This is a genomic window from Planococcus versutus (genome assembly GCF_001186155.3).
In the GTDB taxonomy this organism is placed as follows: Bacteria; Bacillota; Bacilli; order Bacillales_A; family Planococcaceae; genus Planococcus; species Planococcus versutus.
The window spans coordinates 1,843,205-1,868,066 of record NZ_CP016540.2 but is presented as its reverse complement, the minus strand read 5'-3'; the positions used below and the strand labels follow the sequence as shown (position 1 = coordinate 1,868,066).

The following is a 24,862-nucleotide window of genomic DNA, read 5'->3' as shown; positions in this document are numbered from 1 at the left end:
TAAGGTACAATCAACTTATCCTGTCACATGACAAGTGATTGTTTTCTTTAATGTAAGTAGCTATTCGTATCATTTTATAAAAAGCTTTTTTCATTTACAAGTCGAGATTTAAACAAATGTATTAAAGGGGGCGCGATGATTCAAGCTGTAGCGGGTTATTTGATATCGTCACTTATCTATGTGGTGCTTATTTTGAGTGGAAATAATTACCCGGTCGTACATATATACTGACACTCCTTTTTGGGATTCCTGGTGTATGTGGCTTGTATGCTATTTTTGACGTGTGGGATTTTTAATCATTTTTTATCAAACAGTAGAAATGAGAGATGCATCATGAAGGGAAAAAGATGGGGAGTTGTGCTAGTTTTAAGTATGCTTTTGATAGGCATTGTGGGTGCAATCATTTTTTTGCGACCTAACCAACAGACGAACATGACTGAAGCGTATCAAGATACAACCAATGCGGTGTATGAGTTAACGTTTAACATGACTGAGAAAAATGTCTTTCAAGTTACAGCTTCCATTGCAGTTACAAACGATTCACCAGATACTTGGTCGGACATCGGATTTTATTTAATCCCAAATGCAATGAACGCAGAAGAAACAGACACTTATGAAGATGATGAAGCCATCGTTACGGTATCTGCCGTTTCGGTAGACGGACAAGAGACTGCGTATTCCTTAGACAATAATGAGTTATTGGTTGCGTTAAAAGGGGCTTTAGAAACAAAAAATGTAGCAAACGTTACCATCGACTATTCTCTGACATTGCCTGTATCGGGCATGCGATTGTCTCAAGTTGACGATAACTTCTATTTGGCGCATTGGTATCCCATGCTCGGTCAATACCGTGAGGGCTGGAACATCGAAGATTACAACGCAAATGGAGAATCTTACAATACGGATTATGGCGATTTTACAGTAAGTTATGAACTACCTAAAGAATATTTAGTTGCTACTTCTGCAGATGATGGGGAGATCAAACCTACAGCCAAAGGTTTGGTAAAAGGTGAAAACATTAAAGATTTTTACATGGCGATTCTTGATCCTGCCGAATGGGATGCTGAAATCGTCCAAGCCAACGATACCGCGCTTCGTGTTTTCACACCGGCTTCAGAAAATATGATGGAGGGAACTTCGCAGCTCGCGAAAGACGCGTACATTTATTTTGAAGAAACCATTGGAAACAATCCTTTTAATGAGCTGGACATAATCGGAAACGATGGCTATATGGAATATCCAAATATCATTGAAGTGGCAGCAGACGAAGCATCGCAAGAATCAGTTTTGGTTCATGAAATTGTGCATCAATGGTTTTATTACATTGTAACGAATGACCCGTATTACGAGTCGTGGCTAGACGAGGGATTGACAGAGTTCAGCAGTTCTTTGTTTATTAGTGATCGGTACGACGATGATGAATATGGTTTTTGGGGAGCGTCTTCTGCAGAACAGTATTACCGACCTGAAAAATATGTCAATTTGCCACTTGATCAATTTAGTGAAGAAACGTATTATTCTACAATCTATGGCAAAGTTCCAATGGTGCTAAAAGAATATTTTGATGACAACGGTGGCAGAGATGAAGCACTCGCGTTTTTATCCGCTTATTACGAAGAGTTCCAATTCCAGCAGGTAAATACCATGCAATTCAAAACATTTTTTGAAGCCTATTTTGAAGGAGACCAGAGTAAGTTTTTAGACAGTTGGCTAAGATAATCGAGCGATGAGAGGAGAAGAAGCTAAATTTATGGCTTCTTTTTTTATGCATTTTTGTTGTCGGTAACATTTTAAAGGGTTTTCCTAGGGAATAGAGAATATAACGATATAGTTTTTCACTTGATTTCGCCAGGAGGAGTTACTGTGAATAAAATAGTAATGGTCTTATATGGATTGTCCTTTATGGTTACAATCGCTGTTTTTTACGTAATGAATGATTTAACTGCTCCGCTTCTTAATACGGATTACCGAGGTGGAAATGGCAATCCAGCTTTGTTTTTTCCTGTAGTTCTTATGCCATTTATATTTTATTTTTTATACGGCACGATTGAGTTATCGATGCGAATAGCAAACAAATGGCTTGGCCATAAAAAGACAATTATTGTGATATCGTTAAGTTTGATTTATGCAATATGCACAGCTCTGTGGACAATTCGAGCGGCAGGTAAATTCCGTACTTATATAGTGGATACAAAAGATGAATATAGCAATCCAGCAGAATTTGCGTTGCTGAACGTATTTTCAAACGATATATTTTTTAATCCATTCACATTTTTGGGAGTCGTTGCGATCTGTTTTGTAGTGGGAGCGGTGTGGAGTCTTGAAAGAAACCGCGGAACAAGCGTGTAATAGAGAAGTAAAAGAAGAAACTAGATTTATCGTATCTGTGGAATGGATATCCAGAAGACTTGGAGTTGCTACTGTCATTCGTCACTTCACCAAATTAGATAAAAGGGGAGAACAAGCATGTCTTATAAAACTAATTGTCCTTTTTGTAACCCGTCAAAAGACAACAATCAAAAAATCGTAATTGAAAATAAAAGCTGTTATTTTCTCCAACATGAAAAGCAACAAGATGTTCTAGAAGGTAGTGGAGTGATCGTGCCGAAACTACACCGGGCAACAACTTTTGATTTAACCAAAGACAAATGGAATGATACATATGAATTGCTGCAAAAAGCGAAAGAATACTTAAATCAAAGCTGTTCTCCAGATGGCTATACACTTGGGTGGAATGTGGGCGAGGCTTCGAATCAGTCGATTCAGCACAGCCACCTTCACGTAATTCCGCGCTACCTAGATGAACCTTTAGCAGGTAAGGGACTGCGCCATTGGTTGAAGCAACCGGAAAACAAGCGGGTGAAAAAATAAGTGTTGCAACAAAGTTCGGGTTCCCACAAACAAATGTCGATAACGCACAAACAACGGATTAGTTTCCGCAAGCAATCGAGTGTATTGCGCAAATAAACCCTTATATCGTTGAAATTAACAATAGCATCACTCGCTGGAATTATGTATTCATTTGCGGTTTTAAATTCGAAATATTTGAGTTGATATAAGAAAGAGACTGAAAAATTGATAGAAAATTTAGCATGAACTACAACAACCGTCCTCTAATAAAGGACGGTTGTTGTATAGAGTACTCATAGCTTTTTCAGAACTTCATCAATATTTCCCCATTCGTAAATCAATTCATTAACTATGTTTTCGGCGAATTTAAGTTGTTCAGTTTGAATCAATTTGGCTCCGTAATACTCGTAGAAAAACCGTGTTTTATTGTCTTCAAGAACTTCGACAAAGACTGTTTCATAATTTAGCTTTTTAAAATGAAGAAACAATTCTTTCATTAGGAGTTTTCCAATGCCTTGGCCGTGATAATCTTCGAGCAAATAAATCGAAGTTAAATCCCCACAGTTGGCTACCATATTAGTAGGTCTTTTCGAAGCCGTGCCAAAGCCGGTGATGAGTCCATCGTCAGTTTCTGAAACCACAATGTAATTGGTTTTGTCATCAAGATTGTTTTTCCAAAGAGTTGTCCGTTTTTCATAAGATAGGCTAGAAAGAAATTCGTTTGGTAAAATGGCTTTGTAGGTAGTTTTCCAACTATCGACGTGAACTTTCGCTATTCCCGATGCATCTTGTTTGGTCGCTTTTCTAATCTTCATTAGCTCACTCCAATCTAAAGAAAAGAATAGCTTAAATATTGGGAATAAGCAGATTTGAAAAAAACTGTCAGTTTCGCGCAAACAAACTGTTACAACCCGCAAACAAATGTCGATCATGTGCAAACAACCACACACATTCCGCAAGCTACTAAAAAATCCCTTATAAGAAAACGCGAACTGCGTATTTTCTCATAAAGGAAAACTGAAAACTATTCTTGACGTTTTGGTTCGGAAAAAGCAGGGCGTTTCCATAAATACGTCAACGCGATCCCGGCTCCTAAAACGATTGTGGCGAAATAGAAGGGATAATTTAAATCTATATCGAACAAAATCCCTCCGACAATTGGGCCAAAGATATTCCCAAGACTCGTAAACATTGAATTCATGCCACCGGCAAAACCTTGTTCATTTCCGGCAATTCGCGAAAGATAAGTAGTGACAGCTGGTCGCATCAAGTCAAAGCCGACAAATACTAGCATGGTCACTAGCAAAATCGACCAATAACTCGAAACAAATGTCATTACCATAACTAGACTGGTTGACACTAGAAGACTGTAACGAATCAATCGAATTTCGCCAAACCAACGTGTTAGTTTATCAAACAGTCCCACTTGGAAAATCACACCAACGATAGCGCCAAGTGAAATAATCACAGCGATGTCTTTTGCCGTAAAGCCGAATTTATGATCTACAAATAATGCAAATAACGACTCGAAAGCAGCGAGACCAAATGATGAAATAAAGATAACCATAAAGGCAATCGAATACATCGGAGAAAAAATGCGTTTAAAGCCGGATTTAGGCAATGGCTGATGCTTTTCCTCGACTTCATAGCTACGGTTAGGCTCAGTCAATGTGATAAGCGATAAAATCGTCGCAAACAAACCAAAGCCGGCGGCAAAGAAAAACGGAAGTCGTGTACTAATATCGGCTAAAAATCCACCGATGCCAGGTCCAATAATAAATCCAGTCGAAATGGCAGCAGACATATAACCTAATGCTTTCGGACGCGAACTGGTTGTTGTGATATCGGCAATGTAAGCTGTAACTGCAGGCATGATAAATGCAGCACTAATACCACCAAGTATACGTGAAGCAAATAGCACTTCAACTGTTTGACCGATACCAAATAAAAATTCCGAAATACTAAAAATGAGCAGTCCGATAATGATCATCGGTTTACGTCCAATATTGTCTACCCATCGTCCAGCTATTGGTGAAACAATGAGTTGAGCTAATGCGAAAGCAGAAACCATATAGCCTACAACGGTTCCAGAAATGCTTAGTTCATTCATGATGGTAGGCGTAACTGGAATAACAAGTCCAATTCCTAAAAATGCGATAAATAGATTGAGTAACAATGTTGATAAGACTAATTTATTTGTTTTCATCTAGCGATCTCCTTTTGGTCATCGTGCCTGTCGAGTAAAACTCAATTTTAAAAAATAAAAGGAAATAACTCGGACGAGCAAGTCCGCTGTTTTTCTTTTAGTAAAATTTAGTTAGTTAAGCCACGCCAAAAAATGGGCCAAACCGCTTGAAGACGTTCTTGATATTTTTCGATACCGGTATAAACAAGTTCCGTCATCGTGCCTTCAGTAATCGTCAAATACGCTAAAGCCGCACTTGAGAAATCCTCAGAGTATAATACTTTTTCTTGTCGATGACGTTCTCGTAACAAGCGCGTTAAATGTTGATGCAAGCTATCAAAAAAAGGATTGAATAATCCTCCAACTTCTTTTTCAAGTTTAAGTGGCGGAAAATAAGCAACGCGCAAAATAAACTTCATCTGTTCGTTGTCTTGGCTTTCTTTTGCAAACCATCCGAAGTAACCGAAAAGAAGATTTTCCAGTGGTTCATTTCTCATGGAATTAAAATAACTCGCTAACTGTGCTTTTTGCGTATAGAGCGAATAGTGAAGAGCGGATAGAAACAAATCATCTTTCGATTTATAATGTGCGTAAATAGACGGTTTCTTTATTCCGACTTCTTCAGCAATTTTACTGAGAGAAGCACCTTCAAACCCTTCTTTGGCAAAATGGCTAATCGCTGTTTGTAAAATTAAATCAGCTTTCATGTTAATCACCTTCCTAACGGTCGTTAGGTTATATTCTCATGTGTGGTTTTATTTGTCAATCGTTTCTTCTTATCCAATTAATTAGTAAGATTTTATTGAAAAAATGACGAGCATCAAGGTAGAGAAATTATTGATGATCTATGATGAAGTGGGGAGGTGAAAGCCATGTTGAAAATGATTGCATTAGTAATAAGTGCATTTGTTCTTGCTTCTTGTAACACCGCATCACCGATGTCGTCGTTAAGCGAACCATCGCCAGAGCAACAACTACTTTCAACTAAAGAAGGACTGTCACTCGTTTTGGAAAAAGATAACTACACTGAATCACCGCTAGTTATCGCGACCACAATTACAAATGACAGCATACGAGACTATGGATTTGGTGATTATTTTTATATCGAAATAAATAAAGAAGGAAAATGGTATATTTTGACACATTCAGATGCTGTTTTTATTAATAATCCACAGTTAAATGATTTTGGACATGTATTAGCAGCTGGAGAAAAAGTCGATATGCATTTTTCTATAGAAGATCTAGGAATTGAATTAGCTCCAGGAGAATATCGATTGGTAAAAACGTTTCTAGCACAGCAACAGCCTTATTATGAAATATCCATTGCGGTTCCATTCAGTGTCGATTAAAAAAACGTCTATTCATAGCCAGTTAAGGCTAGGGATAGACGTTTTTGATGTAATTAATATGTTTTCAATATAATAAATGACCAGTTCCAGGGTTGCCCCGCTGGTAATATCACGTGGTCTTTTAAGTGTTTTTTCAGACTGTCGGTAAAAGGTTGTATCAATAGCAATTTTGATTTTCCAAATCATCCAAACGCCAAGCATTACTTGCAAGACAACTAGTACTAGATAAAGAGGATTTGAAAAGGTTTCAAGAATTACAAAGAAAAGTGACAGCAGTAACAACTCGATGATACTAATTTTAAATGCACGTAAAACTATAGAAAGAAAAAGAATCAACAGCCCGACAATGAAAATCGCATTATGGTCATTCAATAAGGTAGTAAAAGAAAAATCGGTAGAAAGAAGTGAAACGAGTTGAATGGCAGTCATGTTACTCATCTCCTGTTTTTTCTAATTTGTCAGATCGATTTAGTAGCACATTTTGATATTTAGCTTTTAGTTTTAAATGAGCTTCTGTATAAGCGGGATTTATCGTGCCACCACTTAATCCTTCGTCGATCATACGGTCTATTTCATGAAGGCTTTCAAAATCAATTATTTTTTTCTTTCCCATAGTTCGTTCTTCCTTTCTTTATTTTATTCGACTTTTTTTGTAGTGAATGCATTCAAAGCTGTTTGCTGAAATTCGGTTGCTAATTTTTTTATAGACTGAAAATCCTCTTCTTCATCTGGATACAAATCGATTTTGACCGTATGCTGAATAGTTTCTGCATGCTGTTGTTTAAATTCGACTTTCATTAAATCGACTGCAGAACAAAATTGGTTGTACGCGGTATCTCCAGAACCGAAAACGCCAACTACCTTTCCAGTCATGTTAACAGTTCGCAAGACGTCACAAAAAATATCGGTTTCAAATGGCAAATCACCATCATCGTATGTGTAAGTGCCAAAAAGAATGCCATCATATTCTAGCAAGTGATGGGAGTCAATATTACCCATTTCAAGCGCTTCTAAAGTTATGTTAAAAACGTTTTGATCTAGTTCTTTTTTCAGCAACTCGGCTATTTCCTCTGTGTTTCCAGTAGAACTTGTATAAAGAATCAGCACTTGTATCATGACAATTCCTCCTGACTTTGACTTATTTTTACTTTGGTTTAGTAGAAAAAGATAATTAAAAACTTGACGAGCATCAAGTAATAGACGATTTTAAAAACTCAGTATATCGACATGAAAACCCAGTGAAGAAAGTAAGTCCTTTCTTTACCGGGCTGCTTTTGATTGTTACGTTATGCAAGAACCGAATAACCGAGCTTTTCAATCACTGTTTTTAACTCGTCTGATGACACTGTATTTTCATCATAAACGGCTTTTACTTTACTCGAGTTAAAAAGTACTTTTACTTGTTCCACACCATTCATTTTTCCGACTTTACCTTCTATTTTTTTTATACATGAAGGACAAGTCAACGGCTCTAATTGGAATTTAACTGTAGTCATTTGAATCATGCTCCTTTCTGTTTCTCCTTTTAGTATAAAGCTTCTACTAGAGAGCTTCCTTGACCTGCGTCAACTTTTAGCATAGAAAGAGGACGCTCGATCAACTTGTTAATCTATGAAGTGATATTTTTGTTGATAAATGACCAATTACTTGATGAGGGTCAATTTATTAACACAACAAGCCAGTTAAGATAGAAGTATAAAGAAAAGCTTAAAGCAAGATGAATAGAAACAAGAAAACGAAAAGAGGAGATGACAAGATGTTTGCGTTTATTCACAAAAATAAAAAAACAATTACATTTGGTGCTGGAATCTTATTAATTCTTGCCTTCATTGTCAACATGATGGGCTATCAGGATCTTCGCCAATCTATCTTAATAATTGTAACAATTATTGCGGGAATACCAATTGCTGTTAAAGCGTTTCAAGCGTTGAGAATGAGAGCGTTTAGTATTGAAATGCTTGTAACCATCGCGGTGATTGGTGCATTGTTTATCGGAGAATACGTAGAATCAGCAGTTGTTACATTCTTGTTTCTGTTCGGGGATTACTTGGAAGTGCGTACCTTGGAAAAAACTAGATCTTCTTTAAAAGGTTTGGTGGATATGGCACCGCAAGAAGCGACGCTCATTCGTGGAGAAACTACAGTTACTGTCCCAGTAGAAGAAGTGATTGAAGGAGATCGAGTTGTTATACGGACGGGTGGGAAAGTACCAGTAGATGGCAGAATCGTTAATGGACATGCATCGTTAAACGAAGCAGCCATTACCGGAGAGTCGGTACCCGCTTCTAAAAAACTAGGTGACAAAGTATTTGGAAGTACCGTAATTGACTCAGGGTATATCGAAATCATCGCTGAAAAAGTTGGAGACGATACGACATTTGCAAAAATTATTGAGTTAGTAGAAGAAGCACAAGAATCAAAGTCGAAAACTGAAAAATTCTTAAACAAGTTTGCCAATGTATACACACCAACAGTGGTCGCGTTGTCAGTTGTGGTTTACGTACTGACAAGAGACCTTCATCTAGCGATTACATTCTTAGTTATTGCATGTCCAGGAGCATTAATTATAGGTGCACCAGTTTCGAGTGTTGCAGGAATTGGAAATGGTGCAAAAAATGGGGTCTTAATAAAAGGTGGAGAAGTGATGGATCGCTTCTCGAAAGTGGATACTTTGGTATTTGACAAAACAGGCACATTAACAAAAGGTAAACCAGAAGTAACAGCCATTAAAGCTTTGGGTGTATATCCAGAACAAGAGCTTCTTCAATTAGTCGCACAAGCAGAAATGGCTTCTGAACATCACCTTGGCCAAACCATTGTCAAAGAAGCAAAGTCCCGTGATATCCTTTTAGGCGAACAACCACAATCTGTTAAAGTCATTAAAGGAAATGGACTAGCTGCAGTAGTAGCTGAAAAACGATTAGTCATCGGAAACCGAAAATTAATGAATACTGAACAAATCGACATTTCATCAGAAGCTGAAGCTTATGCAATCAAACGTGAAAAAGCAGGAAATACAGCTATATTTGCAGCAATCGATGGAAAAGTGGCAGGTATCTTCTCGATTGCTGACCAAATTCGAGAAGACGCAGTACCTGCACTCGCTCAGATGCGTGCAAATGGCATCAAAAAAATTGTCATGTTGACTGGTGATAATCAGCACACAGCAGAGTTGGTCGCCCATGCTCTAGGTTTGGATGAATTCCATGCGGAACTGTTACCAGAAGACAAAGTCGCACATGTCAAAAAACTAAAACAACAAGGTCATGTGGTAGCAATGGCAGGAGATGGTGTTAATGATGCACCTGTAATTGCCACTGCGGACATCGGACTCGCTATGGGTGAAGGCGGTACAGACATTTCAATGGAAACTGCCGATGTTGTATTGATGGCTGATAAATTAATGCAGTTCTCACACGCTTATTCTTTATCCAAAGCGACAATTCGCAACATGAAACAAAATACATTTTTTGCAGTTGGAATTGTTGGCGTTTTGTTAGCAGGTGTTCTTATGGGATCGATTCATTTAGCATCTGGGATGTTTATTCATGAAGCGAGTGTATTGATCGTCATTCTTAATGGAATGAGATTACTTGGATTTAACAAGAAAAAAAAGCAAGCGAGCAAATCGTTAGAACCGGTTAATGGAGGTATATAAAAAAACCAATTGATGGTATTTCCATCAATTGGTTTTTATATTTTTATTTGTTACCTGCCGCCCAGTAAATCGAACAACCCACCAGCAGCACTGCCTTCACCTTTCGAGCGTCCAGCAGGGTTTTGCGGAGCAGCTGCAAACACACGACTAGCTAAACGGCTAAATGGCATCGATTGAATCCAGACGCTACCCGGACCACGTAAAGTAGCAAAAAATAAACCTTCACCGCCAAACAGAGCTGTTTTGATGCCGGGTACAGCTTCAATATTGTAGTCAACATCACCCGTCATGGCAACTAAGCAACCTGTATCAACACGTAGCACTTCGCCTTTTTGGAGGTTTTTGCGGTAAATTGTGCCTCCAGCATGTACAAAAGCTAACCCGTCGCCTTCTAATTTTTGCATAATGAATCCTTCACCACCAAAAAAACCAGCGCCAAGTTTGCGTTGAAATTCGATACCAATTGAAACGCCTTTTGCTGCTGCTAAAAAAGCATCTTTTTGACAAATAACTTTACCGTTTAATGTACTTAAATCCAAGGGAATGATTTTTCCGGGGTAAGGAGCAGCAAAAGCGACGTGACGTTTACCTGTCCCGTTGTTCGTAAAAGCAGTCATAAATAGACTCTCGCCAGTGATAATGCGTTTGCCTGCACCCATTAATTTACCCATCAAACCGCTACCTCCTGAACTTTTAGAGCCATCACCAAAAATTGTTTCCATCGCAATGCCATCTTCCATCATCATTAAAGCACCAGCTTCGGCCACTACCGTCTCTGAAGGATCTAATTCTACTTCGACAAACTGCATATCGTCACCGTGTAACTTATAATCGATTTCATGATTATTCATGTGTATTCCTCCTCTTTTTAAAGTGCATAGTGTTATATAATGAATACGTCTAGAAAGATGGAAAGTTTCATCAACAGGTTAGCCTGTATAAAATACAACATGGGAGATGGAAAATATGCGTGCAGAAGATTGGATTACACGTTTTGACATGTCAGCACATCCTGAAGGTGGGTATTACAAACAATCATTTGTTTCCCCCGAAAAAATAACAACAACCGATCATCCAAAAGAGCGGAATTTGTATACTAGCATTTACTTTTTATTGCAGTCACAAGATATCTCGCATTTTCATCGTTTGAAATCGGATGAACTTTGGTATTTTCATGCTGGAGAAGCTGTGACGGTGCATATTCTTAGTTCAAAAGGCGAGTATCGTGCTGAAAAACTAGGATTAGATATTTTTGCGGGAGAACATCCACAAGTTCTGGTGGAAAAAGGCAGTATTTTTGGTTCGACAGTAGATGCTAAAGATGCATTTTCACTTGTAGGCTGTATGGTTTCTCCTGGATTCGATTTTGCTGATTTTGAATTGTTGTTGCAGTCAGACTTGCTTGAACTTTATCCGGAACACGAACAAATTATTGAAAAGTTAGCATATAAAAAAATTCCGAGCACTCTATCGAATACGGAAGATAAATGCTAAGCTTGTGACAAACAAAGCAAAAGGGTGAGAGCGAAATATGGAAAATCTTTTATTAGTTTTAATCATTGCTGTGGCGATTTTTGTCGGCATTGCATCGAAAAAGTTTTACAGTAAGCCCTATATTGTGAATTTTGGTATCGCTATTTTAATGGCATTGATTGTTGTTCAAACGTTTTTAATGACACCCATCGGCATGCTCGGTTACATGGCAATTGTTATTTGTTCGATTGCATTTGTGTTCCAACTCGTCATTGGCATTAAAAGTTTGAAAATAGCCGAATAGAGGTTAAAGAAAAGGCCTTTGATCCCAGATCAAAAGCCTTTTCTAGTCTGCTAACTAAAGTTGATTTAATGCTGATTTAATGTCGCTATCTCCTGAAACGACAGCAAAGGTTTTGTTAAAGACATGTTCGTTATCAAGAGCTTCCAAAAGCACACGCGCTACATCTTCACGAGAAATTTCTCCGGAATCCAAATCTGTAACCGCTAAAATTTTTCCAGTAGCCGGTTCGTTTGTCAAAAGACCAGGACGGACAATGGTATAAACCAATCCACTAGCCCGCAAAATATTATCAGCATGGTGCTTAGCTACATAATAATGTGCCAGGTCTTCTTTCCACATGTCTCGTTTATCGGCATTAATGGCACTGATCATAAGAAAGCGTTTCGTCCCCGTGCGTTCTGCAGCTTCTATTGTTTTTGCTGCACCATCCAAATCAACTAACAAGGTTTTGTCAGCACTCGTTTTTCCGCCACTTCCTGCTGCAAAAACAGCTGCATCACAGCCTTTCATCGCTACGGTGATTTCCTCGATACTATCTTCTAAACTGGATAATACGGTTTCTACACCCAAACGATTAAAAAAACTAACTTGCTCTTCTTTGCGAATCATCGCTTTAGGTATATGATGTTTGCTCTTTGTGAGCATTTTCACGAAATGTCTTCCAATTTGTCCGTTAGCTCCTACTACTAGTACTTTCACCCAAATAACCTCCTCGTAATCTTCTACTCTCTTTCATCATATACGCTCTCTAAACTATTTCAAGAAGAGCTTTTGTTTGTATGTTATGAAAATGATAATAAGTCTGATAAGAGACTTTATTCTTAAGCGAACTTTAGTATAATGAAATATACACATAGACTTTATTGCAGCTGATTTTAGGAGGAACAAAATGGACCCGGTTATAAAATCCAAAACGACACATACTCTAGAAGTACCACCTGATTTTTCACAATTTAAAGGAGAAAGACTCGATAAAGAGCCGAGTCGCTTTGAAGAAATGATTCGACAAGCTTTGTTTTTTAGTGTTGGGGCAGGTATTTTGATCGCTATGATTTTCTCGTTATTTTATTTTGTATAAAATGAAAAGGGGGACTAGTAAATGATTCGATATCCATCTAATGTCTTTAAAACAATCGGCATTACAGCACCTTCATCAGGAATGGATTTAGAGCAGCGCGAGCTGTTAGAACAGGCAATTGTAAAGCAAGAAGATAACGGCTTTGCTGTAGTGACAGGAGACACGGCTTGGAGGCAAGAGTTGGCTAAATCAGCACCAGCGAAAATACGGGCTGACGAATTCATGGAAATGATGACAGATTCATCAATTGATTTTATTTTTCCTCCTTGGGGTGGAGAAATGCTTATTGAGGTATTAGAATACCTGGATTTTTCAAAAATTCAGCCAAAGTGGATTCTTGGTTATTCTGATATCAGCACTTTATTATTAGCTGTAACGTTAAAAACAGGAGTTGCAACTGCACACGGCACCAATATTATTGATTTGCGTGGCAAAGAAAGTGATATAACAACAGGACGATGGCTATCGGTTTTACAAACGAAGGCTGGAGATTCTGTTACGCAACATTCATCTTTAAAATATCAAAAAGAATGGAATCATACACTCCCCACTTCTGTTGTTTTTCATCTGACTGAACCAACTAAATGGAAAACGGTTTCAGGTAGGGAAGAACATTTTTCTGGTCGTTTACTTGGTGGATGTATAGACGTTATTCGTCACTTAATCGGCACTTCTTTTGGCGATGTTCGAAGTTTTAGAAACGAACACATTCCAGGTGAACCCCTGATTTGGTATCTTGAAAATTATGGTATGGCTGTTACAGAACTCAAAAGATCGTTGACACAAATGAAGTATGCAGGATGGTTCGAGAATTGTGCAGGTATTTTATTTGGCCGAAGTACAGCCAATGAGGCGGTTGAAGAGTACACAGTAGAAAAAATGTATGAAGATCTCGCAAAAGAACTCGATTTGCCAATTGCTTATGATATCGATTTAGGACATGTTCCGCCACAAGTGTGTTTTATTAACGGAGCATATGCACAAGTACAAGTAGCAAATGGACAAGGCATTGTTGTCCAGGAATTTAAATAGATCTGCTTTAAGAATAGGAGTGACGAAAGTAAAATTCAAAGTCGTTTTACTCATCGGCGCTATGCTTTTTTTAACGGCTTGTGGAAATATAGAAGGAGTCATAATCGGTAAGACAGATTCTAGTTTTACTGTAGGAGCTAGTGCAGATAACGCAGAAGTACACAATGAAATCTACCTTACAGATCTTACAACGCTTAGCGGAACCATTACTTCGTTTGAAGAGTTAGAAGTAGGAGACGATGTGATTGTTGTGCCTTTTGATATGCCAGAAAGTTTTTCCTATCTTTTAGCGTCGGAAGTAACAGTTGAATAAAATGTATAAATCGAATAAAGTTACTTTTTTAAAAAATTAAAAACACAATGATGACTGCATATGGAGATTTGTCAAGTTAGCGTTATAGACGCACAAGCTTATTACAGGTTGCGTATTGAAGCGTTAACAAATGATCGATGAACAGTTAATGGTAAAATTTCTATAAGTAAAAAGGTGTATTGGACGTTTGCCAATACACCTTTCCTCATTCATTCAATTTATAAAGCTTGTCATCACCATCAGCAGGGATGCCGCGACTATCGGTATTGTTGGTGATGAAATAAACAGATTCGCCATCTGAAAAAACATCTCGAATGCGCCCGAATCCTTCAATCGAATCGATTTTTTGTGCACTTTTTGGATCCAATACTTTAATTGCTGTTCCACCAAGCGCAGCGACATAAAGCAACCCATCGTGCATCGTAATGCCACTAGGAGCCCATGTTTTATCAGAACCAGTAGTGAACCAGGGCGTCTCTAGTCCATCTTGAGATTCGTCACCTTCGATGATTGGCCAGCCGTAGTTATTGCCTTCTTCAATAATATTGATTTCGTCATTTGCGGATTGTCCATGTTCAGAAGCGTACAGGGTGTCTTCGTCCCAAGTGAGTCCTTGCGGGTTTCGATGTCCAGACGAATAAATTTCAAATTCGTTGGCGCTATTTAGCTTGAGTATTTTGCCATTAACAGAAGCCAAGACTTGAGCAAAATCTGGAGACGAAGCATCTCCAATCGTTGCAAAAAGCGTGCCATCTGCATCTAGTTTTAGAGGCCCGCCATGATGAACGTTTCCTGTTGGAATACCTTCAAGCAATACAAAAATTTCTTGCCATTGCTCATTTTCTAACTCAAGTACAACAATTTTATTAAAATCTTTGCCATCTTGTTCGTACACATAATAGTCATAAGCTTGCCGGCTTTATTCAAAATCTTTTTTTAACACATAACCTAAAAAACCAGCTTCTGAAGCGGTTGAAAGACTACCTGAAAAGTTAACTTGTTGATGTGTCTTAGTACCATCTTTATCTATAAGAGCCACAGTACCTGGCCGTTCAGAAATGTAGAATTCTTCTTCAAGTTTATTGATAGCCCAAGGTATTTCAAGTCCTGTTGCAAGTTCTTCAAAAGGCGCAGTTGCTTTTTCAGTATCGGGAGCTGCATTATTGCAACCCGCGAGTAACAATAAAGACAAAGAAAAAACACATCTTTTTTTCACGACAAAAACCTCCTTTTTTTCATTTTATTAAAATAACGCAAAGATAGGAAATAATAGAACAGGAGCTGTTAAAATGTCTTTACTAAAAGACGTTAAAGAACAAGAAGAAATTCGCAAAAAAAGAAACCTCATCCGAATCCTTACATGGATTATTGTCGCTATTGCACTTGTGTTGATATGGGTTTTTACAAAATAATAAAAAGACCTTAGCTCACTCGAATTTGTCGAGTGGACTAAGGTCTTTGTCAGGTTAAACTGGCTTTTTTCTCGTTTGCAAAATTTCCACGATAACAAATCCAAGCGTGACACCTAACAACACATTAATTAGCAAAGGCGTTAAAAATTGGTCGCGAAAAATCGTGGCAACAGTCAATATGTAAAAAACAGCTTGTGTAATTTTAGCGATAAAAGGAATCGCGTCTTTTGGATAACGTGTGCGAGCTAACTGGAATATGAGAAAAGCAATTAGCAGAACCAAATAATGTGGCCACGAAAAAACGGAAACGAAATTATTGACTACCGCAAAAACCAAGAGCGGGATAAAATAAAACAATAGCGATTTCACGGGTAAAGCCTCTTTTCTATTTATTTTTTCATTCGGTCTTGTTGTTTACGAGTCACTAGTAAATACAAATTATAGATAGAAAAAACTACTGCAACAGTAACGATAACAACCGAAATCATTGGATAGATAGAAACTCCATCTTTACCCATTTCTAAAATTCGTGTATAGACGATCCACGGTCCAACAAGCAAAATGAAAATATCAAGCGCAGTGCCAAGTTTTGTTCTCATGAGGTTCCTCCAATAAAAGATGATAGGTTAATCTTATCAGACTTTTGCTTATGCGTATGCATATAAACCGAACGGCTACCTAAAAATTGAGTAGCTGTTTATAGATTCATTTATTTGTGTGACCGAAGCTCAGTTTTTGCTAGTGCATCTGCTGCGCGATTTTGAGAATCTGGTATCCATTTTATAAAACAAAAATCGAATTGATCACTAAGTTCAAGCGCTTTGGCGAGTACCGTTTTAAACTTAGGGTTTTTAATCATTTTTTTTTCAAAGGCATCCACAACTACTTGCGAATCAGACCTTATCGAAACCATTTGGGACGATAATTCTTTTGCGAGCTCAAGCCCTTTAACAAGCGCTGTGAATTCCGCCATATGGTTGTCCATTTCTCCAACATATTCGCTCCAGTGGATTAAATGACCTTCACCTCGTATAAAGACACCAACAGCACTCACTTGAGGATTCCCTGCAGTTGCTGCATCCACAAAAACTTCCAGCATCAAAACACCTACTTTTCGTCAATGGGTTTCATAATTTTTGCTAAATAACCAAATGGCGTATCCATTACAGAAACAACAAATTTTAATAGATATGTTGTAAAGAATATTTGAAGCCATATATCAAGTGGAAAAACACCCCAAAATGCGATAGAGGTAAAAATTAAAGTGTCCAGCAATTGACTTAATAATGTAGACCCATTATTGCGTATCCAAAACTGGCTATCTTTTGGAAATAGTTTGCGTAATGCACCAAAAATAATAACATCCACATGCTGGCTCACAAGATATGCAACCATGCTACCAATGGCGATTTGTGGCACTAACCCGAAAATTGTTTCTAAAGAGCCTTGAGCAAAATCACTTTCAGCGGGTATAAATTTAATCCCAAACTGCATAACAAGTACCATGATGAGAAGAGATGAAAATCCTAGCCATACTGCTTTTTTTGCTTCTTTTTTGCCGTATTTTTCATTTAAAATATCGGTTGCTAAAAATGTCGAAGCGTACAAACTATTGCCAAGTGTTGCTGTTAACCCAATAATTTCAATGGTTTTAGTAACTTGGATATTTGCGAGTACTGTAGAAATTGCGACCCATGCAAACAAGCCGGTTTTTCCGAAAAACTTATACATAAGTAATAACAGCACAAAATTGAACAAGGCAAAGCCAAGTCCCCAAAATTCATTAAACAAAAAAATTCCTCCTTAGTTTTGGTAAAGCGGGAATTTGCGAACCGCTTAGTAACTTTAAAATGTCCTCAGTTAGTATAACTATTGTTGGTATAAAAAACAAATGCGTAGTAGAATGAAAAAATGAAGTTTTGCTAAGAGGTGACAGATTGAAAAAAATTGCCATTATCAAAGAAATTGACGAAATGATGACTACCTACTGTGAAGGTTGCTTTGTGAAATCCCAACTTCGCAAAGATGAAGGAAAGACTGCTGCTCACAGATTCTGCATTAGCAACTGTACAGTTGGTACACAATTGCAGTTTTTAGGACATGAACTTAATAAGGTTGGAACAAGCTCAAAACAATAACTGTTTTTCTTCTGAAATACAAAAAGCAGGAACGGATTTCCGTCCCTGCTTTTTTCTATTCGTTTACTCCGAATCGATTTCAATTACGTTAGCAGCCTGTGGTCCTCGGTTGCCGTCAATAATGTCGAAAGAAACAGCTTTGCCTTCAGTCAATGTGCGAAACCCATCACCTTGGATACCTGTAAAATGGACAAATACATCATCACCATCATTATACTCAATAAATCCGTAACCTTTTTCTGAGTTAAACCATTTCACTGTACCTTGGTTCATGCAAGTTCCTCCTAATATTGAGTATGTATGGACCTGTAAACTCCATGTTATGGATGGCTATACTATACATGAAGCCTGCAGAAACGTCAATAATCGCTGGGAATACAGGCAATTTGCAGTAACTTCAGGTTATAATAGAAGAAACAAGCGATAGGAGCGGAAGAATGGAACAGGAAAAAATTAGCCAATGTCAAATCGAAGTAAAGAAAATTTACGATCAGTTTGATGCGAGCCACGACTGGCAGCACATTGAACGCGTCATGAAAAATGCGAAAACCATTTTAGCGTTCGAAACCGCTGATGCTTTTATTGTTGAACTAGCGGTATTGTTACATGATGTTTCGGATCCTAAATACAAAAAAACAGGTGAGAATTTAGAGCGAGATATTTTGGAACGTCTACAACTGACAGACACGCAACAACAACAAATCCAACATACCATCGCATCGGTATCTTTTAAAGGTGGCAATGGCAAGCCAGCAACAAGTACCGAAGCAAAAATCGTTCAAGACGCTGATCGCTTAGATGCTATCGGAGCAATTGGTATTGCTCGCGCATTTGCATTTGGTGGAGCCAAAGGACGTAAATTGTACGACTGGAACGAAAAAGCGCGTACAGAAATGACTGAACAACAGTACCGTGAAGCACAGACGAGTAGTGTCACACATTTTCACGAAAAACTATTATTGCTAAAAGATCAAATGACTACGGAAACTGGTAAGCAGATGGCTGAAGAACGCCACGAATTTATGCTATCCTTTTTAAAGCAACTTCAAACAGAAACGGATGGGAATAAATGAGCCACTTAAATATTACGAAATTAACAAAAACAGTAGGAGCTAAAACATTATTCAAAGACGTCGAATTTTCTCTGTATCCAGGAGAACGCGCCGGGTTAATCGGTGTAAATGGAACAGGTAAATCGACATTGATGTCAATATTAGCAGGAACAATGGATGCAGATAGCGTTGTAATGGATCATCCAAAAAAATATCAAATTACGTATTTGATGCAAGAGCCCGAGTTTGATGAGTCGTTGACTGTTCTCGAAACCGTGTTCTCAGGAGACTCTCCGATACTAATGTTAAATCGCGCATATGAAAATGCTTTGAAAAACATGATGGTTGACTCGAGTTCAACTCAATTACAAGATGAGTTGATGGATATTCAAGAAAAAATGGAGCAAGAAAACGCTTGGGATATTAACGCGCTTGCAAAAACAGCTTTATCGAAACTAGGCATCGATATGTATGATCAAGTGATTCGTGAATTGTCTGGTGGCCAGCGTAAACGCGTTGCACTTGCGAAAGCATTGATCGAACCCGCAGATTTGATTCTTTTGGATGAGCCGACAAACCATTTAGACGCTGTTTCAACAGAATGGCTACAGGAAACGCTATTGCGGATGGGTTCAGCTATGCTGTTCGTGACGCATGACCGTTATTTCTTAGATGCAGTATCAACGCATATTTTTGAAATTGCCGATCAAACGATGTACACACATAAAGGGAACTACGGAGATTATTTGGAGAACAAAGCGATTCGTGATGAAATGAACGCTTCGTCTCAGGAAAAACTTGAAAACCGTTTCCGCTCAGAACTGAAATGGATTCGTCGTGGTGCTAAAGCACGTTCGACCAAACAAAAAGCGCGGATTCAGCGCTTTGATGAAATTAAAGAAAGTGTTCAAAAAGAAAATGACAATACATCGCTTGAACTATCGATGCAGAGCCAACGTCTAGGTAAAAAGATTATCGAAGGAAAAGATATGGGTGTGGCTTATGGCGACAAACAAATCTTTAGCGGATTCGATTTCCTGTTGCAAGGTGGAGATCGTATTGGAATCGTTGGACCAAACGGTGCAGGAAAATCTACCTTGATGAAAATGTTAGCAGGAGAACTTGAACCAACTACCGGTAAAATGGAATACGGCAGTACAGTAAAAATCGCTCACTTTACACAGCATTTGCCAGAAATGGATGAATCGCAGCGCATGATTGAATACATTCAAGAAACGTCGAGTGATTTTGAAGCGGAAAAAGGTGTTCGCTTATCGGCAACTCAAATGCTTGAACGTTTCCTATTCCCATCAAATGGTCACGGCACGCAAATTGGTAAATTATCAGGCGGCGAGAGAAAGCGTCTGTATTTATTGAAATTATTGATGGAACAGCCAAACATCTTATTCCTCGATGAGCCGACAAACGATTTGGATATCCAAACACTATCTGTTTTGGAAGATTTCTTAGAAAATTTCCCAGGCGTAGTTATTACAATTTCGCATGATCGCTTTTTCCTTGACCGCATTGCTCAGAAATTATGGACAACAGGGACAGGGAAAATCGAAGAATATCAAGGTCTTTACTCTGAATTCATTAAAGAAAAAAATAATCCGGTTGCTTTAGCTGCCCAAGAACTTGTTGAAACTGAAGTGGTAGAATCTGTTAAAGCTAAAAAGAAAATGACGTATAAAGAACAATTGGAATACAACGGCATCTTAGAGAAAATCGCAGAAGCAGAAACAACGATTGAAGCTCGTGAAGAAGAAATGGCTTTAGCGGGTACAGATTACGATAAATTACAAAAGCTAACAAAAGAAATAAACACATTAACAGTAGAATACGATGCATTGATTGAGCGATGGACATATCTTCAAGAAATTGCAGAAGCATGATCAACTAATTGCAGGAGGGATTTTCGTGAAAATTTTAACAATAGAACCGACACCAAGCCCGAATACGATGAAAGTAATTATCGATCAGGAATTACCGTTTGGCAAAAGCCACAATTACAATAAAAATAAGTTAGAAGGCGCACCAAAAGAAGTTCAGGAGTTGCTGGAAATTGCTGGCGTTAAAAGCGTTTATCATGTTGCTGATTTTCTAGCAGTCGAGCGAATTTCAAAATTTGATTGGGAAACTATCTTGGCACAAGTACGTAATGTATTTGGAGAAGGCCATGAACAATCGAGTGAAGAAATTGAATTAGATGAGCATTTTGGCGAAGTGTATGTCCATGTTCAGGAATTCAAAGGTATTCCCTTACAAGTAAAAGTTTTTGACAACTCTTCAGAAGAACGGTTTGGGATGTCTGAGCGCTTTGTCACTGCTATGAAGAACGTGATGGACCCAACTGAGGAAAACTATTTGTTGCAGCGTAAATGGGCTGATTATGGTGTTCGTTACGGGGATAAAGCTGAAATAGGCAAAAGTATGGTAGAAGAAATCGAAGCTGCTTATCCACAAGAACGCTTAGTTGCATTGACAACAAAAAAAGACGACAAACAACTTGAAGCCACTCCACGTGGCCGCAAAATAAATGCAGAAGAATTTAATGCACCAGATTGGGAAACACGTTTTCAGTTGCTCGATCAAATGATTGAAGCGGATGTTGACGACTTGGCATTGCTATCAGTTGCTTTGGATGATGACAAAATGTCGATTCGTCGACAAGCTGCCATTTTTCTTGGCGACATTGATGACAAAGCCGTCGTTCCCTATGTAGAACGTGCTATGAAAGACAAGAGCTGGGCCGTTCGCAGAACAGCAGGTGACACAATTAGTGATTTAGGATTTGAAGAATTTGAACCAATTATGATTGAAACTTTAAACGATAAAAACAAACTGGTTCGTTGGAGAGCAGCAATGTTTCTTTATGAAACAGGAACAGAGTCAGCATTACCAGCACTCAAGCAAGCAGAAAGTGATCCTGAATTTGAAGTGAAACTGCAAATTAAGATGGCTATTGCACGAATCGCAGAAGGTGAAGATGCTAAAGGTTCAGTTTGGAAACAAATGACCGAAGCTCGTCAAGCCATGAAAAGCGAATAAACCACAAAAAACTGTACCAATTGTCATAAAAATGACAATTGGTACAGTTTTTTTTAGAGGTACAAACAGCTAGAAATGTTTTCGAAAAGTGGTTAAGAGGTAAACTTCAGTTAATTGAACTGTACAAGGAGGAGCTAGCAATGAACAAAAACGTTTACTCATTAGAAATATTATATAGTGGAAAGTATGAATCGTGGGAGTTTGATGATCGTCCAAAACGCGATGATTTTTATAAGAAAGTAGTAGAACGGTTTGCAAAACAAGAAGTAAAACAAGCAGGTAACGAACTAGAAGATACACAAATTATCCAATTATCAGCTAATAATTTAGAGTTTCAAGAAGAAGGCAAGTACACGCAAGATATGATTTATGAATGGTTTGAATACGATATTTTTAACCAAATGCTTGAATTTATTAACAAAGAGTACGAGCAAGCATGATAAATGCTTGCTAAGTGCTTGCTAAATTTTCATGATGAAGATTTTTTAACGTAAAGAATGATAGAAATATAATAAAAGTAGCAGTTGCATGAGACCCACTCAAACCCTGAGTGGGTTTTATTTTATTAAAAATATATAAAATAACAAGATCAATTCACAAGGATATAGAGGAAATAAGGTATAAAAGACTAGTTAGTGAGTCAATAGACATAGTTGTTCTAATTAATATAAAAAAATTATATAAATATTAGGTCCATATAAACGTTTTTTTCTTGATAACTTTATGATATCTTTTAAATATACATAGGAGGGTCTCGAGTGAATCTTACAGTCAATGGGGTAGTATTAAGTCAAAAAAGGAGCTCTTTAATCATTAAAGAGCTCCTCAGAGAATCAGTTGCAGAACATGCAAGAGAAGTGGAAGCGTATTTGAAGGATTATACGGTAGAAGAATCAGAAAGTTCTATCACTCTTCGCCCGCCATCAGTAGAAGGTATTCAAATATCACTATTCAAGTCATCCTGAGGGATGACTTTTTATATGGTTAGGAAAAAAAGAGGTGTTAATAAATAACTTTTGAGAAGGTGAATGCATAATGGTACGTCAACACTAAATCAAACAACTTTTTTAAGGGTTGCGTTTCGATAAGTGACAGGGCTGGTATAGCCCAGACTGCTGTGTAGACGGACATGGTTGTACCAATTCACGTAATCAAACAGTTCAAGCGCTAGCTGGTTAAGCGTGTCAAAGCACATTCCGTTGATGAGTTCCGTCTTCAAAATCTTGAACGTGGCTTCCGCCACCGCATTATCGTAAGGGGTTCCTTTTTGGCTCAGCGACCGTTCGATTTGGTGCGTCTTTAATAGCGCATCGATGCCGGTGTTCTTGAATTCAGATCCGCGGTCCGTATGGAACAGCTTCACGGCTCCCAAGTCGCCTTTGACCGATGCGAAGGCACGTTGAACCAGGGCAGCGTCTTTACGCTCGCCCAGACTGTACCCCACAATTTCACGGTTATATAAATCGAGAAGGAAACAAATATAGTTCCAGCGGCCGCCAACCTTTACATACGTCAGGTCGCTGACCAACACGGCGTTTTTCGCTGCCGGATTGAATTGGCGGTTCAGCACATTCCGGTATGTCGCTTCATTGGGAGGCGTGACCATCGGTTTGTAGGATGGCAGCGCGTATTTCGATTGGATGCCAAGTGACGCCATGAGGCGTCCAATACGGCGTCTCGAGATCACCCATTTCTTTCTGTTCGCCAACTCTTTTTTCAGCTTGCGTGTGCCATAGACGCGGCGATTCTCGTGAAAGATCGCCCAGATTTCGTCTTTCAACTCCTGTTCTGCTTGGGCTTTTTGGTGTGCTTTTTCTACCGAAACGGAAGTCTCATAGTAAAAGGTGCTGCGGGCAATTTGGAGGACAGTGCACATTGCTGATACTGAATAGAGGTGTTGATTCTGTTGGATAATCTCTATTTTCGTCCCATGATCAGCGCCGCTTGCTTTAAAATATCCACTTCCATCTCCAACTGCTTATTTCGTTTTTTGTAGGCAAGCAATTCCGTTTCCAAAGGGCTTCGGTTATCTTTTTCCTCGAACGAGCCAGTTTGATTGGATTGGGCAATCCACCGATCGAGGGCGGAAGCCGTCAGGTCGTATTCCCGGACAATATCCGGTCGGCTTTTTCCGCCTGCGTGCAGCGCCACGACCTGTTTTTTGAATTCCGGGGAAAATGTTCGTCTTTTTTGGGGCATGGTAGATTCTCCTCACGTATTGTGGACTATTCTACGCCCCCTTATTTTTTCTGTCCAACTAAGTGTAGACTATCCATAATACATCTCTAACAATTTTTTCACGTTCAAATATTTGCTTTCAAGGCCATAAGATGTATGTTAGTCACAATCACTTAATAGAAGTTTTTTAGCAGCTTTAAATACTGGTAAAGAAACGAATTAGCAATCTAGGAATGAAGAACAAAGTATTCCAAATAAATGAGAAAATAAGTTCAATTACAATTGCTATACTAATGTTCTTAAAAAACTCGACAAAACAGTTTTCTTCTTTTTGGGTGTTTTTCTTCTTCTTCATTAGCTTAGCTCCTTCTAAGTTTTTTATAATCTGGACGTTTTCGTCTCTGTAATTCTTTCCCACTTTTACTGCTAAAAAAGCATGACTCTATTATACGTTGAGGGTAGTCAAGATCGGTAACGACTATAAACGGTTTTAACTTGATTATTGATTGGATAAAACCATACTTTTTCTATTATAACGCATTCGTTGTACGGATAAGAGATGAAATTTTGCCCAACAGCTCAATAGATAATGAAGAAATTTTAAGTTGAAAGTCGCTTTTTTAAGCGAGCGAAAATCTTCTTAAGAAAATCGAACGAACCTTAAAAATGTGAAAGTTGTCATAAAATGAAAGCACTTCGCCAATCACTTGTTCAAAATCAATAAGTTGTTTACTGACGTATGTATGATTTGCATCGTATTAATCTAGTTGCGGTTGATTTTAAAAAATA

Annotated in this window: 32 protein-coding genes and 1 pseudogene; 17 read left to right on the top strand and 16 right to left on the bottom strand. The window is 38.3% G+C overall.

Features of this window, described 5'->3' with window-relative positions:
• Positions 1-333 precede the first annotated feature (333 nt).
• The 3 genes from I858_RS09675 to I858_RS09665 all read left to right on the top strand — a co-directional run bounded on the left by I858_RS09675 (position 334) and on the right by I858_RS09665 (position 2,871).
• Positions 334-1,719, top strand: a complete 1,386-nt coding sequence (locus tag I858_RS09675; RefSeq protein ID WP_065524553.1) for a M1 family metallopeptidase — start codon at positions 334-336, stop codon at positions 1,717-1,719.
• A gap of 144 nt (positions 1,720-1,863) precedes the next feature.
• The gene (locus I858_RS09670) at positions 1,864-2,349 is read left to right on the top strand and encodes a hypothetical protein (RefSeq protein ID WP_065524554.1); all 486 of its coding nucleotides are present in this window, start codon (positions 1,864-1,866) and stop codon (positions 2,347-2,349) included.
• 117 nt (positions 2,350-2,466) lie between these two features.
• On the top strand, positions 2,467-2,871 hold the full coding sequence (locus I858_RS09665; RefSeq protein WP_065524555.1) for an HIT family protein: 405 nt from the start codon (positions 2,467-2,469) through the stop codon (positions 2,869-2,871).
• 272 nt (positions 2,872-3,143) lie between these two features.
• Here the strand turns inward: I858_RS09665 and I858_RS09660 are convergent, their stop codons facing one another.
• The 3 genes from I858_RS09660 to I858_RS09650 form a co-directional block, all read right to left on the bottom strand.
• Positions 3,144-3,665 (bottom strand): GNAT family N-acetyltransferase, encoded by a 522-nt coding sequence (locus I858_RS09660; protein ID WP_065524556.1) that lies wholly within the window; start codon positions 3,663-3,665, stop codon positions 3,144-3,146.
• 209 nt (positions 3,666-3,874) lie between these two features.
• Positions 3,875-5,056, bottom strand: coding sequence for an MFS transporter (locus I858_RS09655; RefSeq protein ID WP_065524557.1), 1,182 nt, complete (start codon positions 5,054-5,056; stop codon positions 3,875-3,877).
• 107 nt (positions 5,057-5,163) lie between these two features.
• A complete protein-coding gene (locus I858_RS09650; RefSeq protein ID WP_065524558.1) occupies positions 5,164-5,742 on the bottom strand; it encodes a TetR/AcrR family transcriptional regulator in 579 nt (192 codons plus the stop codon).
• 165 nt (positions 5,743-5,907) lie between these two features.
• On the opposite strand from I858_RS09650, the gene I858_RS09645 reads away from it, so the two are divergent.
• Positions 5,908-6,384, top strand: a complete 477-nt coding sequence (locus I858_RS09645) for an immunoglobulin-like domain-containing protein (protein ID WP_065524559.1) — start codon at positions 5,908-5,910, stop codon at positions 6,382-6,384.
• A 12-nt stretch (positions 6,385-6,396) separates the two neighbouring features.
• Here I858_RS09645 and I858_RS09640 read toward each other — a convergent pair whose 3' ends face one another.
• The 4 genes from I858_RS09640 to I858_RS09625 form a co-directional block, all read right to left on the bottom strand.
• Positions 6,397-6,813 (bottom strand): hypothetical protein, encoded by a 417-nt coding sequence (locus I858_RS09640; protein ID WP_065524560.1) that lies wholly within the window; start codon positions 6,811-6,813, stop codon positions 6,397-6,399.
• Between the two features lies 1 nt (position 6,814).
• The gene (locus I858_RS09635; RefSeq protein ID WP_065524561.1) at positions 6,815-6,997 is read right to left on the bottom strand and encodes a hypothetical protein; all 183 of its coding nucleotides are present in this window, start codon (positions 6,995-6,997) and stop codon (positions 6,815-6,817) included.
• A 23-nt stretch (positions 6,998-7,020) separates the two neighbouring features.
• Positions 7,021-7,500 (bottom strand): flavodoxin domain-containing protein, encoded by a 480-nt coding sequence (locus I858_RS09630; protein WP_065524562.1) that lies wholly within the window; start codon positions 7,498-7,500, stop codon positions 7,021-7,023.
• A 170-nt stretch (positions 7,501-7,670) separates the two neighbouring features.
• A complete protein-coding gene (locus I858_RS09625) occupies positions 7,671-7,880 on the bottom strand; it encodes a heavy-metal-associated domain-containing protein (RefSeq protein WP_065524563.1) in 210 nt (69 codons plus the stop codon).
• Between the two features lie 260 nt (positions 7,881-8,140).
• Here I858_RS09625 and I858_RS09620 point away from each other — a divergent pair, with 260 nt between their 5' ends.
• A complete protein-coding gene (locus I858_RS09620) occupies positions 8,141-10,042 on the top strand; it encodes a heavy metal translocating P-type ATPase (RefSeq protein ID WP_065524564.1) in 1,902 nt (633 codons plus the stop codon).
• A gap of 50 nt (positions 10,043-10,092) precedes the next feature.
• On the opposite strand, the gene I858_RS09615 is transcribed toward I858_RS09620, so the two are convergent.
• Positions 10,093-10,893, bottom strand: coding sequence for a TIGR00266 family protein (locus I858_RS09615; RefSeq protein WP_065524565.1), 801 nt, complete (start codon positions 10,891-10,893; stop codon positions 10,093-10,095).
• Positions 10,894-11,008: 115 nt separating this feature from the next.
• Between I858_RS09615 and I858_RS09610 the strand changes: the two genes are divergently transcribed.
• Positions 11,009-11,536: a cupin domain-containing protein gene (locus I858_RS09610; protein ID WP_083553696.1), complete on the top strand. Its 528-nt coding sequence runs from the start codon at positions 11,009-11,011 to the stop codon at positions 11,534-11,536.
• Between the two features lie 37 nt (positions 11,537-11,573).
• A complete protein-coding gene (locus I858_RS09605) occupies positions 11,574-11,819 on the top strand; it encodes a hypothetical protein (RefSeq protein ID WP_065524567.1) in 246 nt (81 codons plus the stop codon).
• A gap of 54 nt (positions 11,820-11,873) precedes the next feature.
• Here the strand turns inward: I858_RS09605 and I858_RS09600 are convergent, their stop codons facing one another.
• Positions 11,874-12,518 carry an SDR family oxidoreductase gene (locus tag I858_RS09600; RefSeq protein WP_065524568.1) on the bottom strand — a complete coding sequence of 215 codons (645 nt, stop codon included), beginning with the start codon at positions 12,516-12,518 and terminating at the stop codon, positions 11,874-11,876.
• A gap of 190 nt (positions 12,519-12,708) precedes the next feature.
• Here I858_RS09600 and I858_RS09595 point away from each other — a divergent pair, with 190 nt between their 5' ends.
• Genes I858_RS09595 through I858_RS09585 form a run of 3 tightly spaced genes read left to right on the top strand, consistent with a single transcriptional unit; the run spans position 12,709 to position 14,242 of the window.
• Entirely contained in the window at positions 12,709-12,897 is a 189-nt protein-coding gene (locus I858_RS09595) for a hypothetical protein (protein ID WP_065524569.1), read from the top strand.
• A gap of 21 nt (positions 12,898-12,918) precedes the next feature.
• Positions 12,919-13,929 (top strand): S66 family peptidase, encoded by a 1,011-nt coding sequence (locus I858_RS09590; protein WP_065524570.1) that lies wholly within the window; start codon positions 12,919-12,921, stop codon positions 13,927-13,929.
• A gap of 19 nt (positions 13,930-13,948) precedes the next feature.
• The gene (locus tag I858_RS09585; protein WP_065524571.1) at positions 13,949-14,242 is read left to right on the top strand and encodes a hypothetical protein; all 294 of its coding nucleotides are present in this window, start codon (positions 13,949-13,951) and stop codon (positions 14,240-14,242) included.
• A gap of 205 nt (positions 14,243-14,447) precedes the next feature.
• Here I858_RS09585 and I858_RS09580 read toward each other — a convergent pair.
• Positions 14,448-15,458: pseudogene (locus I858_RS09580) on the bottom strand (PQQ-dependent sugar dehydrogenase).
• Between the two features lie 73 nt (positions 15,459-15,531).
• Here I858_RS09580 and I858_RS17535 point away from each other — a divergent pair.
• Positions 15,532-15,654, top strand: a complete 123-nt coding sequence (locus I858_RS17535; RefSeq protein WP_275425613.1) for a hypothetical protein — start codon at positions 15,532-15,534, stop codon at positions 15,652-15,654.
• Between the two features lie 54 nt (positions 15,655-15,708).
• Here I858_RS17535 and I858_RS09575 read toward each other — a convergent pair whose 3' ends face one another.
• The 4 genes from I858_RS09575 to I858_RS09560 all read right to left on the bottom strand — a co-directional run bounded on the left by I858_RS09575 (position 15,709) and on the right by I858_RS09560 (position 17,445).
• Positions 15,709-16,023, bottom strand: a complete 315-nt coding sequence (locus I858_RS09575; RefSeq protein ID WP_065524572.1) for a hypothetical protein — start codon at positions 16,021-16,023, stop codon at positions 15,709-15,711.
• A 20-nt stretch (positions 16,024-16,043) separates the two neighbouring features.
• Positions 16,044-16,253 carry a hypothetical protein gene (locus tag I858_RS09570; RefSeq protein WP_065524573.1) on the bottom strand — a complete coding sequence of 70 codons (210 nt, stop codon included), beginning with the start codon at positions 16,251-16,253 and terminating at the stop codon, positions 16,044-16,046.
• Between the two features lie 110 nt (positions 16,254-16,363).
• Positions 16,364-16,753 (bottom strand): ribonuclease HI family protein, encoded by a 390-nt coding sequence (locus I858_RS09565; protein WP_065524574.1) that lies wholly within the window; start codon positions 16,751-16,753, stop codon positions 16,364-16,366.
• A gap of 8 nt (positions 16,754-16,761) precedes the next feature.
• Positions 16,762-17,445, bottom strand: coding sequence for a queuosine precursor transporter (locus tag I858_RS09560; RefSeq protein ID WP_065524575.1), 684 nt, complete (start codon positions 17,443-17,445; stop codon positions 16,762-16,764).
• Between the two features lie 146 nt (positions 17,446-17,591).
• Here I858_RS09560 and I858_RS09555 point away from each other — a divergent pair, with 146 nt between their 5' ends.
• On the top strand, positions 17,592-17,792 hold the full coding sequence (locus I858_RS09555) for a zinc-finger domain-containing protein (RefSeq protein WP_065524576.1): 201 nt from the start codon (positions 17,592-17,594) through the stop codon (positions 17,790-17,792).
• A 63-nt stretch (positions 17,793-17,855) separates the two neighbouring features.
• Here I858_RS09555 and I858_RS09550 read toward each other — a convergent pair whose 3' ends face one another.
• Positions 17,856-18,065: a cold-shock protein gene (locus I858_RS09550; protein ID WP_065524577.1), complete on the bottom strand. Its 210-nt coding sequence runs from the start codon at positions 18,063-18,065 to the stop codon at positions 17,856-17,858.
• Between the two features lie 164 nt (positions 18,066-18,229).
• On the opposite strand from I858_RS09550, the gene I858_RS09545 reads away from it, so the two are divergent.
• The 5 genes from I858_RS09545 (at position 18,230) to I858_RS09525 (ending at position 22,860) form a co-directional block, all read left to right on the top strand.
• Positions 18,230-18,865, top strand: coding sequence for an HD domain-containing protein (locus I858_RS09545; RefSeq protein ID WP_065524578.1), 636 nt, complete (start codon positions 18,230-18,232; stop codon positions 18,863-18,865).
• Positions 18,862-20,739, top strand: a complete 1,878-nt coding sequence (locus I858_RS09540; protein WP_065524579.1) for an ABC-F family ATP-binding cassette domain-containing protein — start codon at positions 18,862-18,864, stop codon at positions 20,737-20,739. The genes I858_RS09545 and I858_RS09540 overlap by 4 nt, the downstream gene beginning before the upstream one ends.
• 25 nt (positions 20,740-20,764) lie before the next feature.
• Positions 20,765-21,895 carry a conserved virulence factor C family protein gene (locus I858_RS09535; protein WP_065524580.1) on the top strand — a complete coding sequence of 377 codons (1,131 nt, stop codon included), beginning with the start codon at positions 20,765-20,767 and terminating at the stop codon, positions 21,893-21,895.
• Positions 21,896-22,035: 140 nt separating this feature from the next.
• Complete coding sequence (locus I858_RS09530) at positions 22,036-22,335, top strand: hypothetical protein (protein WP_065524581.1); 300 nt, start codon at positions 22,036-22,038, stop codon at positions 22,333-22,335.
• Between the two features lie 318 nt (positions 22,336-22,653).
• Positions 22,654-22,860 (top strand): hypothetical protein, encoded by a 207-nt coding sequence (locus tag I858_RS09525; RefSeq protein WP_065524582.1) that lies wholly within the window; start codon positions 22,654-22,656, stop codon positions 22,858-22,860.
• Positions 22,861-22,949: 89 nt separating this feature from the next.
• On the opposite strand, the gene I858_RS09520 is transcribed toward I858_RS09525, so the two are convergent.
• Positions 22,950-24,094, bottom strand: a protein-coding gene (locus tag I858_RS09520; protein ID WP_157886498.1) for an IS3 family transposase whose coding sequence is annotated in 2 segments (ribosomal slippage) — positions 22,950-23,848 and positions 23,848-24,094 — 1,146 coding nt in all. Because the reading frame shifts where the segments join, the coding sequence is not laid out codon by codon here.
• Positions 24,095-24,862 lie beyond the last annotated feature (768 nt).